Below are 13828 nucleotides of genomic sequence, written 5' to 3'. Positions count from 1 at the left end.
GCGGCCCTCTGTAGGGTCGGTGCCATGCCGACACCCCCATTCGTCCTGCGGTTGCGCGAGCACGTGGGCCACGCCCTGCTGCCCCTCGTCGGAGTGACGGCGGTGGTCGTCGCCCCGGACGGGCGCATCCTGCTGCACCGCCGCGCCGACGACGGACGCTGGTGCACCCCCGGCGGCCTCGTGGAGCCCGGCGAGCAGCCCGCCGCCACCCTGGTGCGGGAACTGGAGGAGGAGACCGGGCTGCGCGTCCACCCCGAGGCGCTGGTCAGCGCGGTCATGGAGGAGCCCTACACCTACCCGAACGGGGACCTGGTGCAGATCCTCGACCTGACCTTCCGCTGCCGACCGGTGTCGGGCGAGGCTCGCGTCAACGACGACGAGTCCCTGGAGGTGCGCTGGTTCGCCTACGCCGACCTGCCGCCGATGCCGGGGCGCATCATGCGCCGCATCGACCACGCGCTGTCGGGCACGGTCGGCTGGTTCGACCTCCGCGACGGGCCGTGGCGCGAGCCCTGACCCGTACCCGCCCCCGCTCCCGGCACGGCGTGTCCGCGCTGCGGCGGACCCGCCTGCCGCGACCGCGTCGGGGCGGGTGATTCGGTGCGGCCGGACCGGTCCCGGTCAGTTCGGCAGGTTCTCCTCGATCGCGCTGATGACCTCGGGGTCCTCCGGCTCCACCGCGGACCGGAACCGGTAGAGCACCCTTCCGCCGGGCGCGACGAGGAACTTCTCGAAGTTCCACTCGACGTCCCCGGCCAGGCCCCGGGTGTCGCGGGCCTTGGTCAGCTCGGCGTAGAGGGGGTGCCGGTTGGGACCGTTCACCTCCATCTTCTCCAGGATGGGGAAGCTGACCCCGTAGGTCGTGGCGCAGAACAGCCGGATCTCCGCGGCGTCCCCCGGCTCCTGTCCGCCGAACTGGTTGCAGGGCACGCCGATCACGGAGAACCCGCGGTAGGCGTACGCTTCCTGGAGTCTTTCCAGCCCGCTGTACTGCGGGGTGTAACCGCACTTGGAGGCGACGTTGACGATCAGCAGCAACTGGTTGTGCGGCAGTCGGAACGGCTCGCCCTCCAGGGTGCGCAACTCGCTCTGGTAGATCTTCATGCCCGGAGCCTAACCCGATCCGCCTCAGCCGCCGGGCACCCGATCCCGCGAACACTCTCGGTGACGGTTGCGGCGACTCGCGTGTCCGCCCCCGGTCGGAGCCCTAGGATCGGGCACAGATCAGTCCGGCCGAGGAAGAAGTAGGTAGCGACATGCGCAGCGGACGGCGACGCCTCTGGACGCTGGTGACCGGCGTGATCCTGCTGTCCGCCGCGGTGTCCTGCACGGACCGGGACGCCCCTCCCGAACCGGCGCCGTCCTCGCCGCGGCCCCTCCCCACGGTCTACGAGGGGGAGGCCCCGCCCGGCCTGGCGGACACTCCGCTGCGCTACCTGCACGACCCGCAGGAGCCCGCCCAGGAGATCCTGGACGACCCCCGCGGCGTGCGCATCCACGCGGTCGGCGACGCCTTCCTCATCAGTTCCAACAGCGAGGAGCGGCACCTGTTGCAGGAGGCCGCCGACGGCCGCGTCCTGTGGCGGGGCGAGTCGCGGGTCGAGCGGTTCACCCAGGACCGGACCGGGGCGGACGTGTTCGAGGTGAGCACGCGCGAGGGGGACCGGGTCACCCGCAGCGTGGTGGACGCGGCGGGCCGGACGGTGTGGACCAGCTCCGACCCCCGCGAGAGCTACCTCAACGGGCTGGTCGTGCGCGCCCCCGCCGACTGGAGCGCGAGCGAGCCGTACGGCGAGTTCGTGATCCGCGAGCCCGCGGAGGGCGGCGTCGAGTGGTCCTACGAGTTCACCGCGCCCGAGGACCCCGCCCGGGGGGACGCGCAGGAGGACGGGGACAAGGACGCGGAGGACGAGGAGGCCGCCGCGCACCTGGGCGTCCCGGTGGGCGCGCGGGACGAGGTGGTGCTGCTGGACGACGGCGCCGGGCTGCTCCAGGCCCGCGACCTCGCCGACGACGGGGCACTGCTGTGGCGCGTCTCCGGCGACTCCGTGGAGGCCCCGGACGGCCGGACGCTGTCCACCCCCCGGCCGCACCTGGTCGGCTTCTACACGCTGCCCGCCGCGGAGAAGGAGGAGGACGCGCCGACCGGCGCCGAGGAGTCCGCGGAGCCGGACGAGACCGCCGAACCGCGGTGGACCGTGCTGGTCCGCTGGAGCAGCCCCGAGGAGTCCTCCCTGCTCTCCCTGCACGACCTGCGCGACGGGACGACGCTGTGGACGCTCGGCGAACCGGGCAGCAACCCCCTGGGCGACTCGTTCGGCGCCACGCCGGTCCCCGGCACCGTCTGGGACGGCGCGACCGGCACCCTCCTGGTGCCGCAGGCCGACGCCGCGACCACGGTGATCGCCGTGGACCTGGCCGCGGGCGAACGGCTGTGGTCGTTCGACAGCGTCGCGGAACGGTCGGTGTCGCCGCGCTTCGCCCTGGCCGGGTACGTCTACGGCGACTCCCGCGCCGACGACGACGGCTCCCAGGTGGTGTTCGAGGCCACGACCAAGGACGTCGTCGCCGACGACCTGACCGGCTACGTGGAGGCGGTCACCGACAACGGCCACGCCCTCGTCGTGCAGGACCGGCAGCGCTTCGTCTTCGCCCCCGAGACCCCGCCGAAGCCCACCGCCGCTCCGTCACTGTCGCCCACAGAGCGTGGTTGAGGTGCACCGTCACCGAACCCTGGTGCGCTCCAAACCGAATGCCGTTCTCTACCATCCGAAGTATGAGCGTGCCGGAGAACACAGCCACGACCACCGGTGCCCTGACCCTGGCCGCCGACTTCCCCTCGGTGTCGAAGGAGCAGTGGCGCGACCTGGTCGCAGGAGTGCTGCGCAAGAGCGGTGTGGACGTCGACGCGGCGTCCGGTGCACCCGAGAGCCTCCTGTCCACCACCACCTACGACGGAATCACCATCCAGCCGCTGTACGACCGTGACGACGACATCGAGTCCGGTTTCCCCGGCATCGCACCGTTCATCCGGGGAGCGCGGCCCCAGGGCGCGGTGGCCGACGGCTGGGACGTGCGCCAGTACCACGCCCACCCCGACGCCGCCGCCGCGCGCCGGGCGGTCCTGGAGGACCTGGAGAACGGGGTCACCTCGATCTGGCTGGGCGTGGGCGCGGCCGGGGTGCCGGTGGACCGGATCGGCGAGGTGCTCGCCGACGTCCACCTGGACCTGGCCCCGGTCGTCCTGGACGCCGGAGCCGACTACGAGGCCGCCGCGGCGGCCCTGTTCACCGCGTACGCCGACCGGGACCTGCCGGACAGCGCGGTCTCCGGCAACCTGGGCATCGACCCGCTCGGCCTGGCCGCCCGCACCGGTGAGCGCGCCGACGTCGCCGCGGCCGCGCGGTTCGCGGCCGGGCTCGCCGCCGCCCGCCCCGGCCTGCGCCTGGTGGTCGCCGACGGCACCCCGGTCCACGAGGCCGGCGGTTCGGAGGCGCAGGAGCTGGGCGCCGCCGTCGCCGCGGGCGTGGCCTACCTGCGCGCGCTGACCGACGCCGGGCTGGACCTGGCCGACGCGGCGGCGCGGATCGAGTTCCGGTTCGCCGCCGACGCCGACCAGTTCCTCACCATCGCCAAGCTGCGCGCCGCCCGCGCCATGTGGAACCGGGTCACCGAGGTGTGCGGTCTGCCCGAGGAGCGCCGCGGCATGCGCCAGCACGCGGTCACCTCCGCGGCGATGATGACGCGCCGCGACCCGTACGTGAACATGCTGCGCACCACCCTGGCCTGCTTCGCGGCGGGAGTGGGCGGCGCGGACGCCGTCACCGTCCGCCCCTTCGACACGGCCCTGGGCCTGCCCGACGCGCTGGCCCGCCGCATCGCCCGCAACACCCAGTCGCTGCTGCTGGAGGAGTCGCACATCGCCCGGGTCATCGACCCCGCGGGGGGCTCCTTCTACGTGGAGCGCCTCACCGCCGAGCTGTACCAGCGGGGGTGGGCGTTCTTCCAGGAGCTGGAGGCCGCCGGGGGCCTGGCCGAGGCGCTGGCCTGCGGCCTGGTGGCCGAGCGGGTCGACGCGGTCTGGCAGCAGCGCCGCGTCAACCTGGCCCACCGCCGCGACCCGCTGACCGGGGTGAGCGAGTTCCCCAACCTGGACGAGCCGGTCCTGGAGCGCGACCCCGCGCCCGCGGCTCCCGTGTCCGACGCCCCCAACGCGCTGCCGGCGCGCCGCTACGCCGCCGAGTACGAGGCGCTGCGGGACCGCTCCGACGCGACCCTGGCCGAGACGGGGGCGCGGCCCCGGGTGTTCCTGGCCACGCTGGGGCCGGTCGCCGTGCACACCGCGCGGGCGACCTTCGCCGCCAACCTGTTCCAGGCCGGCGGCATCGAGCCGGTCAGCGGCGGCGGAGCCGGTCCGCAGGAGGCCGCGGCCGCGTTCCGGGAGAGCGGGGCGCGCGTCGCCTGCGTGTGCTCCAGCGACCGGGTCTACGCCGAGCAGGCCGCCGCCACCGTCGCCGCGCTGCGGGAGGCGGGCGCCGAGCGGGTGCTGCTGGCCGGAAAGCCCTCCGACGACCTGTCCGCCGCCGGAGTGGACGGCTTCGTGTTCTCCGGCTGCGACGCACTGACCCTGTTGACCGACCTCAGCGACTTCCTGGGAGCAGCCCGATGAGCGCCAACATCCCGAACTTCGCGGAGGTCGCCGCGGGCACCCCCGCGGCCGCCTCCGGTCCCGAGTCGGCCGAGCGGTGGCGCCGGGCGCTGGCCGAGGCCACCGGCAAGGGCCCCGACGCGCTGGTGTGGGAGACCCCCGAGGGCATCGGCGTCAAGCCGCTGTACACCGGGGCCGACCGCGAGGGCCTGGACTTCCTCGACACCTATCCCGGGCTGGCGCCGTTCCTGCGCGGCCCGTACCCGACGATGTACGTCAACCAGCCGTGGACGATCCGCCAGTACGCGGGCTTCTCCACGGCCGAGGAGTCCAACGCCTTCTACCGGCGCAACCTGGCCGCCGGGCAGAAGGGCCTGTCGGTCGCGTTCGACCTGGCCACCCACCGCGGCTACGACTCCGACCACCCCCGGGTGGCGGGCGACGTCGGCATGGCCGGGGTGGCGATCGACTCCATCTACGACATGCGGCAACTGTTCGACGGCATCCCGTTGGACCGGATGAGCGTGTCGATGACCATGAACGGCGCGGTGCTGCCGGTGATGGCGCTGTACATCGTGGCCGCCGAGGAGCAGGGGGTGGCGCCCGAGCAGTTGGCGGGGACCATCCAGAACGACATCCTCAAGGAGTTCATGGTCCGCAACACCTACATCTATCCGCCGCAGCCGTCGATGCGGATCATCTCCGACATCTTCGCCTACACCTCGCAGCGGATGCCGCGGTTCAACTCCATCTCGATCTCCGGCTACCACATGCAGGAGGCGGGGGCCACCGCGGACCTGGAGCTCGCCTACACGCTGGCCGACGGCGTGGAGTACATCCGCGCCGGGCTGGACGCCGGGCTGGAGGTGGACGCGTTCGCGCCGCGCCTGTCGTTCTTCTGGGCGATCGGCATGAACTTCTTCATGGAGGTCGCCAAGCTGCGCGCGGCCCGGCTGCTCTGGGCCAAGCTGGTCAAGCAGTTCTCGCCGCGCAACCCCAAGTCGCTGAGCCTGCGCACGCACTCGCAGACCTCCGGCTGGTCGCTGACCGCCCAGGACGTGTTCAACAACGTGGTGCGCACCTGTGTGGAGGCGATGGCCGCCACCCAGGGGCACACCCAGTCCCTGCACACCAACGCGCTGGACGAGGCGCTGGCGCTGCCCACCGACTTCTCCGCGCGCATCGCCCGCAACACCCAGTTGCTGTTGCAGCAGGAGTCGGGGACCACCCGCGTCATCGACCCGTGGGGCGGCAGCTCCTTCGTGGAGCGGCTCACCCACGAGCTGGCCGTGCGGGCCTGGGGGCACATCCGCGAGGTGGAGGAGGCCGGCGGCATGGCCAAGGCCATCGACGCGGGCATCCCCAAGATGCGCATCGAGGAGGCGGCGGCGCGCACCCAGGCGCGCATCGACTCCGGGCAGCAGCCGGTGATCGGCGTCAACAAGTACCGGCCGGCCGCGATGGACGAGATCGAGGTCCTCAAGGTCGACAACAGCCGGGTGCGCGCCGAGCAGATCGAGAAGCTGCGGCGGCTGCGCGCCGAGCGCGACGAGGAGGCCGTGCAGGAGGCGCTGCGGCGGCTCACCGCGGCGGCGGCCGCGACCGCGAACGGCGCGACGCTGGAGAACAACCTGCTCGCCCACGCGGTGGAGGCGGCCCGCGCCAAGGCCACGGTCGGGGAGATCTCCGAGGCCGTGGAGAAGGTGTTCGGGCGGCACTCCGGCCAGATCCGTACCATCCAGGGCGTGTACCGGAACGAGGCGCAGAACTCGGAGGCGGCGCGGGTGTCCATGGACGAGGTGGCCGCGAAGGTCGCGGAGTTCGAGGAGGCGGAGGGGCGCCGTCCGCGCATCCTGGTCGCCAAGATGGGCCAGGACGGCCACGACCGCGGGCAGAAGGTGATCGCGACCGCGTTCGCCGACCTCGGCTTCGACGTCGACCTGGGGCCGCTGTTCCAGACGCCCGCCGAGGTCGCCGCGCAGGCGGTGGAGGCCGACGTGCACATCGTCGGCGTGTCGTCGCTGGCCGCGGGGCACCTGACGCTGGTGCCCGCGCTGCGCGACGAGCTGGCGGCGCTGGGGCGCTCCGACATCCTGATCGTGGTGGGCGGCGTGATCCCGCCCGCCGACTTCGACGCCCTGTACGAGGCGGGCGCCGCGGCGATCTTCCCGCCCGGCACCGTGATCGCCGAGGCCGCGCTGGAGCTCCTCGACCGGCTCCGCGAGAGCCTGGGGCACTGACGCTCCGGCGGGTCGAGCGCGGGGACCCCGGGCGTGCCCGGGGTCCCCGCGGCGCTCCCCCGCCAAGCGGCGGACCGGACCGATCTGGAAGCATCGAGGAGCCATGAGCAGAACCATCGACATCGACGCCTACGCCGAGGGCGTGCTCGCCGGGCACCGGCCCACGCTGGCGCGGGCGATCACCCTGGTGGAGTCGCGTCGGCCCGACCACGTCCGGCTGGCCCAGGAGCTCCTCGTGCGGCTGCTGCCGCACAGCGGGAAGGCGCACCGGGTGGGCATCACCGGCGTGCCGGGGGTGGGCAAGTCCACGTTCATCGACGCGCTGGGCAGCCTGCTGACCGGGCGGGGCCACCGGGTGGCGGTGCTCGCGGTGGACCCCTCCTCGGTGCGCACCGGCGGCAGCATCCTGGGCGACAAGACCCGCATGGCCCGCCTGTCCACGGACCCGAACGCGTTCGTGCGCCCCTCCCCCTCCGCCGGGACGCTGGGCGGGGTGGCCCGCGCCACCCGCGAGACGATGCTCCTGATGGAGGCCGCCGGGTTCGACGTGGTGCTGGTGGAGACGGTGGGGGTCGGCCAGTCCGAGGTGGCGGTGGCCGGGATGGTGGACTGCTTCCTGTTCCTCACGCTGGCGCGCACCGGCGACCAGCTCCAGGGCATCAAGAAGGGCGTGCTGGAGCTGGTGGACGTGGTCGCGGTGAACAAGGCCGACGGCCCGCACGAGCCGGAGGCCCGCCGGGCCGCCCGGGAGCTGTCGCGCGCGCTGCGGCTGCTGCAACCGGTCTCCCCGTCGTGGACTCCGCCGGTGCTCACTTGCAGCGGTCTGGAGGGCACCGGGCTGGACGCGGTGTGGGAGCAGGTGCTGGCCCACCGCGCGGCCCTGGAGGAGACCGGCGAGCTGGCCGAGCGCCGCAGCCGCCAGCAGGTGGACTGGATGTGGAGCCAGGTCAAGGACCGGCTGCTGGAGAACCTGCGCACCGCTCCGGGGGTGCGGGCGCTCGCCCCGCGCCTGGAGGAGGAGGTGCGGTCGGGGACGACCACCGCAACACTCGCCGCAGAGCAAATACTCTCCGCATTCACAGAGTCACCACAGAGTGACTGACGAAACAGCAGACCCTGTTTTATTCCCGGGTTTCCGCCGGGCTCGAACCGGTCGGGACCGACGGCTCGAAAATTTCTTGCTTCCAGCCATTCCCGATTGACGTTTTGGCTAATACCGTGTGTGTCCAAAGCCTTACGAGCGACCAGGGGATCGGGGAGAGGCGCCCCCGTCGCATGGTGCGGATGAACACCGTGGGGCGGGAGTATCGGCGCGACAAGGGACCGCGCTGAGGGCAACCGGTCTGAGAGGTGACCTGTGGTCGCTGATGGGGACCCCTCATGATTTCGTGAGGCTGGGAGGAGTGACAACGTGTACAGGCTTGGGGTGAGCACCCGGGTCGAGAACCGCAGCGTGATCGTTTCGGTGGAGGGAGACCTCGACATCGCCACGGCGGGAGATCTGCGTTCCGCGGTCCAGTCCGCGATCGACGCGCACGGACCGTAGCTGATCCTCGACTTCTCCGCCCTGGACTTCATGGATTCCAGTGGACTCAACGCCGTCATCAGCGCCTACCGCCTGGTGCGGGAGCGCGGCGGCAGCCTCGCACTCGCCGCGCCGAACGAGCGGGTCACCAAGGTGATCCGCCTGGTGGGCCTGCACCGCCAGCTTCCGGTGCACCGCACGGTGGCGGCGGCGGTCGTCGCCATGCAGGCCCTGGTGGCCCGGCAGGCCGGCTGATTCCCCACCGCCGGGCGGCCGGCGGAAGACTCCCGTGGTCCCGGTCGGCTCCGGCCGGGGCCACGGCCGCGCCCGCGTTTCCCGGACGCCTCCGGTGCGCAGCGCGTTTTTCCGGTGAGCCGCGCCCGTGTTTCCGCCACGCACAAGACAGCTACTCTCAGTAATAAGAGAATTACTTTTCGCTCCTCCTGTGGCCTGCGGTCGCGGGCACGGCCTCCTCCCCCGTTCCGCTCACCACCCGACCGCGCCGCGGACGGCCTCCCGGGCCTCCCGCGGTCCCGCCGCCGCCAGCGCCAGGGCCGCCAGGTCGCGGCAGTCCCGCAGGCTGTGTCGGGCCAGCGCACGGCGCACCCCGGGCAGGGCGGGGGCGGCCATGGACAGGCTCGTGGCACCGAGTCCCACGAGCACCAGGGCGAGCAGGGGATCGGCGGCGGCCTCCCCGCACACCCCCACCGGTCTGCCCAGGCTCCGGCCCGCCGCCCCCACCCGGCCGACCAGGTGCAGCAGCGCGGGCTGCCACGGGTCCAGCAGGTCGGGCAGGGCGTTGCGGGTGCGGTCCGCCGCCAGGGTGTACTGGGACAGGTCGTTGGTGCCGACGGACACGAAGTCCACCTGCCGCAGGATGCGGTCGGCGAGCAGCGCGGCCGAGGGCACCTCGACCACCACGCCGACCTCGGCGAGCCCGGCCTCGCGCGCCATCCCGACGAAGTCCGCGGCCTCCTGGGGAGTGGCGACCATCGGCGCCATCACCTGGACGCGCGCCCCGGTCTCCCGGGCCGCCCGCGCGACCGCCGCGAGCTGGCGGCGCAGCACCCCGGGGCAGGTGCGCACGGTGCGGAACCCCCGCGTCCCCAGCGCCGGGTTGGGCTCGTCGCCCTGGGCCGCGAAGGCCAGCGGCTTGTCCGAGCCCACGTCCAGGGTGCGCACCGTCACCACACGGTCGCCGAAGGCCCGGAACAGCCGCGCGTAGGCGGCGTACTGCTCCTCCTGGGTCGGTTCGGTGACGCGGTCCAGGAACAGGAACTCGGTGCGCAGCAGCCCCACTCCCTCGCAGTCGTGCGCGGCGGCGCGCTCGGGGTCCTCCCCGCCCAGGTTGAGCAGGAGCGCCACGGGGTGCCCGTCCGCGGTACGCCCCGGCCCGGTGACCTCCGCGTCGGCGGCCGGGCGGGCCGGGCGCACCGGCGGGGCCTGCCCCGCCGCGGGGCGCACCACGACCTCGCCCCGGTCGCCGTCGACCGCGACCGGAACGCCGTCGTACAGCCGGTGCGCCTCGGTGCAGGCGACGACGGCGGGGATGCCGAGCGAGCGGGCCAGGATCGCGGTGTGGTCGGTGGGGCCGCCCATCCGGGTGACGATCGCCAGGACCGTCTGGGGGTCCAGGCGGACGGTGTCGGCGGGCGCGAGGTCTTCGGCGACCAGCACGAACGGATGGCCGGGGGCGGGTGGGCGGGGCATGGGGGCGTCCAGCAGCACCGCCAGCGCCCGGTTGCGGATGTCGCCGAGGTCGGCGGCGCGGTCGGCCAGGTAGCCGCCCATGGAGCGGAACACTTCCTGGTAGGAGGTGATGGCGGCGTCGAGCGCCCACTCCGCCGCGAGCCCTTCCCGGACCCGTTCGGCGATTGCGGCGGCCAGTTGCGGGTCGGCGGCCATGAGGGCCTGCGCCTCCAGGATCTCCCGGGCCGGGCCGTCGAGGGAGGCGGCCTGCGCGCGCAGCAGTTCGGCGACGCGCTCCAGGGCGGCCAGGGCGCGGGCGGTCTCCGCGGCGGGGTCGTCGACCGCGGGGCGCACCCCGGGCAGGGCGGGCGGCGGGGCCAGCACCGCGACCGGCCCGACGGCCCTTCCCGGGCTGGCCGGCACCCCGGTGAGCGTCCGCTCCCCGACGGCAGGGGGTCTTCGGTTCGGTTCCATTCCGTCCTCCGTCGTCCCGTCGGCACACCGCGCTCCGGCGGCCGCGGGCCGGCCGCGGGGCGCGGAATTCCCTCCATGGTGGTGGACCCGCCGCGCCACGGCCAGTCCCCCTGCTGGTCGACAATGGGGGGATGAGCCAAGCCGACATCGACGCGGTCAGCGCGCTGGCCGACCCGGTGCGCCGGCGACTCTACGAGTACGTGGCGGGCCGGGACGGTGAGACCAGCCGCGCCGAGGCCGCCGACGCCGTGGGCGTGCAGCGTACCCTGGCCGCCTTCCACCTGGACAAGCTGGTGGAGGCGGGGCTGTTGACGACGAGCCGCCGCAAGCTCTCCGGCCGCGAGGGCCCCGGGTCGGGGCGCCCGGCCAAGCTGTACCGGCGCGCCGACCGCCAGGTGGACGTGCACCTGCCGCCCCGCGACTACGAGAGCGCGGCGCACCTGCTGGCCGAGGCGGTGCAGCGGGCGGGCGCCGAGGAGCCCCTGTACGCGGCGGCCCGCGCGGAGGGCAGGCGCCGGGGCGGCGCCGTCTCCGCCGAAGGCCCGGTCGACCTGGAGCAGCTCCGCGAGGCCCTGGTCAGCCTGGGCTACGAGCCCGCGGCGGACGACGGAGACCCGGAGACGCTGCGGCTGCGCAACTGCCCGTTCCACACGCTCGCCCGCGACTTCCCGCCGCTGGCCTGCGGGATGAACCTGGAGCTGCTGAGCGGGCTGCTGGCGGGCGCGGGGGCGGAGGGCTTCACCGCGCGCATGGCCCCGCGGCCCGGGCACTGCTGCGTCGCCATTTCTAAAAACAAAAATCATTGACTTAGAAGGCCGGGGCGTGGTGGACTCCTCCCCATGAGCGGTTACCACCTCGCCCAACTGAACATCGGCACCCTCAAGGCCCCCATGGACTCCCCCGAGGTCGCGGAGTTCTTCGCGCTGCTCGACCCGATCAACGCCCTGGCCGACGCCAGCCCCGGCTTCGTGTGGCGCTACCGCTGCGAGGGGTCCGACGACGCCACCGGAGAACGCTTCTTCGGCGACGACCTGCTGCTCAACCTCTCGGTGTGGGAGTCGGTCGAGGCACTGTGGGAGTTCACCTACCGCAGCGCCCACCTGGACCTGGTGCGGCGCCGCCGCGAGTGGATGATCCCGCTGGCCGAGCGCCACCTGGTGCTGTGGTGGGTGCCGGCCGGGCACCTCCCCTCCCTGGAGGAGGCGGGCGACCGCCTGGACCTGATCCGCGCCGAGGGACCCACCGAGCGGGCGTTCGACTTCCGCACCCGCTTCCCCGCCCCCGCCTGACAGTTGTCCACAGGCTCCCGGGCGCACTGCATCGACTCAAGCACTTTGAGTAATCTATGCGGCCAAGCCTGTGAATCCTGTCACCTTCTGGGAGGCACCAGCCATGCGCACCCCGTCAACCGTCGCCGCCGCGGCCCTGTCCCTCCTCCTGTTGACGGGCTGCGGCTCCTTCGGCGAGGAAGCACCGGAGCCCTCGCACCAGGTCGAGGCGGCCTTCGAGACCTGGAGCGAGGGCGCGGAGGCCGTCACCTACGACCCGGCGAACGTCCCCGAGGGGGCCACCGTCAAGGTCACGATCACCCCGGTCGACTCCGGCTCCGACATCGCCCTCACCGTGGAGGGCCTGGTCGGCGACCGCGACTACGGTGCCCACCTGCACACCAAGCCCTGCGGCGAGAACCCCGAGGACGCGGGGCCGCACTACCAGAACGAACCGGCCCCCGACCCCTCCACGCCCGACCCCGACTACGCCAACCCGCAGAACGAGGCGTGGCTGGACTTCCACACCGACGCCGAGGGGCGCGCCCACTCCCAGACGTCGGTGTCGTGGACGCCCCGCGACGGGGAGGCGAACTCGGTGGTCATCCACGCCGAGCGCACCCAGACCGTGCCCGTCCTCGCCGGGACCGCCGGAGAGCCGCTGGCCTGCGTCACGATCCCGCAGTGACGCGCGGCCGGGCTGCCCGCCGCGGCGTCAGGGCCGCAGCCCGATCGTGGCGCTGGCGCGGCGCTGCGCTGTGGGCAGCCACGGCAGCGGAACGAGGTCGCCCAGGAAGCGGTACTCCCGGCCCAGCCGCGCGCTGGTCTCGTCGCTGCCGCGGGCCGCGCACAACTGGCCCCACCACGCGGCGATGTCGGCCCACCCCGGAGCCGACAGCGAACCCCCGGTGTGCTGCACCGACAGCGCCGCGCACAGGTTGGCGAAGCGCAGCCGCTGCTCCAGGGGCCACCCGGCCAGGGTCCCCACGATGAACCCGGCGCCGAACACGTCGCCCGCGCCGGTGGTGTCGACCGCGTCGATCACGATGCCCTCGACCTCGGCCTGCTCGCCGGTGGTCTGGTCGATCGCGATCGCCCCGCGCGGGCCGTCGGTGACCACCGCGACCGGGACGTACTCGGCGAGCGCGGCCAGGGCCAGCGCCGGACTGCCGGTGCGGGTGTAGGACATCGCCTCGATCGCGTTGGGCATGAACGCGTGGCAGTGCCGCAACTGCTCCAGCACCGACCTGGACCACCGCTGGCTGTCGTCCCAGCCCACGTCGGCGAAGAGCAGGGTGCCGTCCTTGGCCTGCTCCTGGGCCCACTGCGGCACCTCGCCGTCGCTGCTCAGGCTGACGAAGGCGGCCCTGGCCCGGGGCAGGTCGCGGGCCATGTCGTGCAGCGGGATCGGGGAGGGGTGCTCGTGGGTGACCATGCTGCGGTCGCCCCGGTAGGCCAGCGACACCGTGAACGGGGAGTGCCAGTTGGGGATCCGCCGCGACGCCGAGAGGTCCACCATCTCCTGCGTCGCCAGGGTCTCCCAGCAGAAGTCGCCGTAGACGTCCTCGCCGAACGCCGCCGCCACCGCGGTCCGCAGGCCCAGCCGGGACGCGGCCACCGCCATGTTGGCCACCCCGCCGGGACACGACCCCATCCCCTGGGCGCCGACCTCGGTACCGCTGGAGGGCGGCGCGGACAGCCCGGTCAGCACGATGTCGAAGAAGACCGTCCCGCTCAGCGCCAGGTCGACGGCCGGACCACCGCCGCCGCGGGTCTTCTCCAGCACGTCCTTCGGCTCCCCGACGAGGGGAGTGGATTCGAGTGCACCGTACTCCGCGGTGAGTGCCCGGGGCTCCGCTTCTCCATCCGTGGCCATACCGGCTCCCTGCATGTCCGACGTCCAGAACCGTAGAGTAACCGCTCCTGGCCTGGTGACCTGCGCTGCCCGGCGCCGCCGCGTCCCCCCGCGTCGCACTACCGTGGA

The 13828-nt window shown here is 73.5% G+C and carries 11 protein-coding genes and 1 pseudogene; 9 read left to right on the top strand and 3 right to left on the bottom strand.

Annotation, left to right across the window (positions count from 1 at the left end; all coding sequences use genetic code 11):
• The first annotated feature begins 24 nt into the window (after positions 1 to 24).
• On the top strand, positions 25 to 516 hold the full coding sequence (locus AC529_RS11690; protein WP_068756506.1) for an NUDIX hydrolase: 492 nt from the start codon (positions 25 to 27) through the stop codon (positions 514 to 516).
• Positions 517 to 621: 105 nt separating this feature from the next.
• Here the strand turns inward: AC529_RS11690 and AC529_RS11685 are convergent, their stop codons facing one another.
• Positions 622 to 1104 (bottom strand): glutathione peroxidase, encoded by a 483-nt coding sequence (locus AC529_RS11685; protein ID WP_068756504.1) that lies wholly within the window; start codon positions 1102 to 1104, stop codon positions 622 to 624.
• Positions 1105 to 1256: 152 nt separating this feature from the next.
• Here AC529_RS11685 and AC529_RS11680 point away from each other — a divergent pair, with 152 nt between their 5' ends.
• The 5 genes and pseudogenes from AC529_RS11680 to AC529_RS11660 all read left to right on the top strand — a co-directional run bounded on the left by AC529_RS11680 (position 1257) and on the right by AC529_RS11660 (position 8668).
• Positions 1257 to 2714, top strand: a complete 1458-nt coding sequence (locus AC529_RS11680) for an outer membrane protein assembly factor BamB family protein (protein ID WP_068756502.1) — start codon at positions 1257 to 1259, stop codon at positions 2712 to 2714.
• Positions 2715 to 2776: 62 nt separating this feature from the next.
• Complete coding sequence (gene mutA, locus AC529_RS11675) at positions 2777 to 4669, top strand: methylmalonyl-CoA mutase small subunit (RefSeq protein WP_068756499.1); 1893 nt, start codon at positions 2777 to 2779, stop codon at positions 4667 to 4669.
• Positions 4666 to 6888, top strand: coding sequence for a methylmalonyl-CoA mutase (gene scpA / locus AC529_RS11670; RefSeq protein ID WP_068756498.1), 2223 nt, complete (start codon positions 4666 to 4668; stop codon positions 6886 to 6888). Before mutA ends, scpA begins: the two co-directional genes overlap by 4 nt.
• A gap of 103 nt (positions 6889 to 6991) precedes the next feature.
• Positions 6992 to 7990, top strand: coding sequence for a methylmalonyl Co-A mutase-associated GTPase MeaB (gene meaB, locus AC529_RS11665; protein WP_068756496.1), 999 nt, complete (start codon positions 6992 to 6994; stop codon positions 7988 to 7990).
• 309 nt (positions 7991 to 8299) lie between these two features.
• Positions 8300 to 8668 (top strand): annotated as a pseudogene (locus tag AC529_RS11660) (STAS domain-containing protein).
• Positions 8669 to 8899: 231 nt separating this feature from the next.
• On the opposite strand, the gene ptsP reads toward AC529_RS11660, so the two are convergent.
• Positions 8900 to 10576 carry a phosphoenolpyruvate--protein phosphotransferase gene (gene ptsP, locus AC529_RS11655; protein ID WP_068756493.1) on the bottom strand — a complete coding sequence of 559 codons (1677 nt, stop codon included), beginning with the start codon at positions 10574 to 10576 and terminating at the stop codon, positions 8900 to 8902.
• A gap of 131 nt (positions 10577 to 10707) precedes the next feature.
• Here ptsP and AC529_RS11650 point away from each other — a divergent pair, with 131 nt between their 5' ends.
• From AC529_RS11650 to AC529_RS11640, 3 genes are all read left to right on the top strand, one after another.
• On the top strand, positions 10708 to 11382 hold the full coding sequence (locus tag AC529_RS11650; RefSeq protein ID WP_068756492.1) for a helix-turn-helix transcriptional regulator: 675 nt from the start codon (positions 10708 to 10710) through the stop codon (positions 11380 to 11382).
• A gap of 33 nt (positions 11383 to 11415) precedes the next feature.
• Entirely contained in the window at positions 11416 to 11865 is a 450-nt protein-coding gene (locus AC529_RS11645) for a DUF3291 domain-containing protein (RefSeq protein WP_068756490.1), read from the top strand.
• Positions 11866 to 11968: 103 nt separating this feature from the next.
• Complete coding sequence (locus AC529_RS11640; protein WP_068756488.1) at positions 11969 to 12532, top strand: superoxide dismutase family protein; 564 nt, start codon at positions 11969 to 11971, stop codon at positions 12530 to 12532.
• Positions 12533 to 12559: 27 nt separating this feature from the next.
• Here AC529_RS11640 and AC529_RS11635 read toward each other — a convergent pair whose 3' ends face one another.
• A complete protein-coding gene (locus AC529_RS11635; protein ID WP_068756486.1) occupies positions 12560 to 13720 on the bottom strand; it encodes a carbohydrate kinase family protein in 1161 nt (386 codons plus the stop codon).
• Positions 13721 to 13828: the final 108 nt, after the last annotated feature.

Origin of the sequence: Thermobifida cellulosilytica TB100 (assembly GCF_001517975.1) — a bacterium.
Lineage (GTDB): Bacteria > Actinomycetota > Actinomycetes > Streptosporangiales > Streptosporangiaceae > Thermobifida > Thermobifida cellulosilytica.
Note: the sequence above shows the minus strand (reverse complement) of the source record. Positions and strands in the feature narration are given on the sequence as shown.

Bases quoted from the DNA above. Each gene is read 5' to 3' on its own strand.
- AC529_RS11640 (WP_068756488.1), top strand. From the start codon at position 11,969: ATGCGCACCCCGTCAACCGTCGCCGCCGCGGCCCTGTCCCTCCTCCTG.
- mutA (WP_068756499.1), top strand. From the start codon at position 2,777: ATGAGCGTGCCGGAGAACACAGCCACGACCACCGGTGCCCTGACCCTG.
- AC529_RS11635 (WP_068756486.1), bottom strand. From the start codon at position 13,720: ATGGCCACGGATGGAGAAGCGGAGCCCCGGGCACTCACCGCGGAGTAC.
- AC529_RS11690 (WP_068756506.1), top strand. From the start codon at position 25: ATGCCGACACCCCCATTCGTCCTGCGGTTGCGCGAGCACGTGGGCCAC.
- meaB (WP_068756496.1), top strand. From the start codon at position 6,992: ATGAGCAGAACCATCGACATCGACGCCTACGCCGAGGGCGTGCTCGCC.
- ptsP (WP_068756493.1), bottom strand. From the start codon at position 10,576: ATGGAACCGAACCGAAGACCCCCTGCCGTCGGGGAGCGGACGCTCACC.
- AC529_RS11645 (WP_068756490.1), top strand. From the start codon at position 11,416: ATGAGCGGTTACCACCTCGCCCAACTGAACATCGGCACCCTCAAGGCC.
- AC529_RS11685 (WP_068756504.1), bottom strand. From the start codon at position 1,104: ATGAAGATCTACCAGAGCGAGTTGCGCACCCTGGAGGGCGAGCCGTTC.
- AC529_RS11680 (WP_068756502.1), top strand. From the start codon at position 1,257: ATGCGCAGCGGACGGCGACGCCTCTGGACGCTGGTGACCGGCGTGATC.
- scpA (WP_068756498.1), top strand. From the start codon at position 4,666: ATGAGCGCCAACATCCCGAACTTCGCGGAGGTCGCCGCGGGCACCCCC.
- AC529_RS11650 (WP_068756492.1), top strand. From the start codon at position 10,708: ATGAGCCAAGCCGACATCGACGCGGTCAGCGCGCTGGCCGACCCGGTG.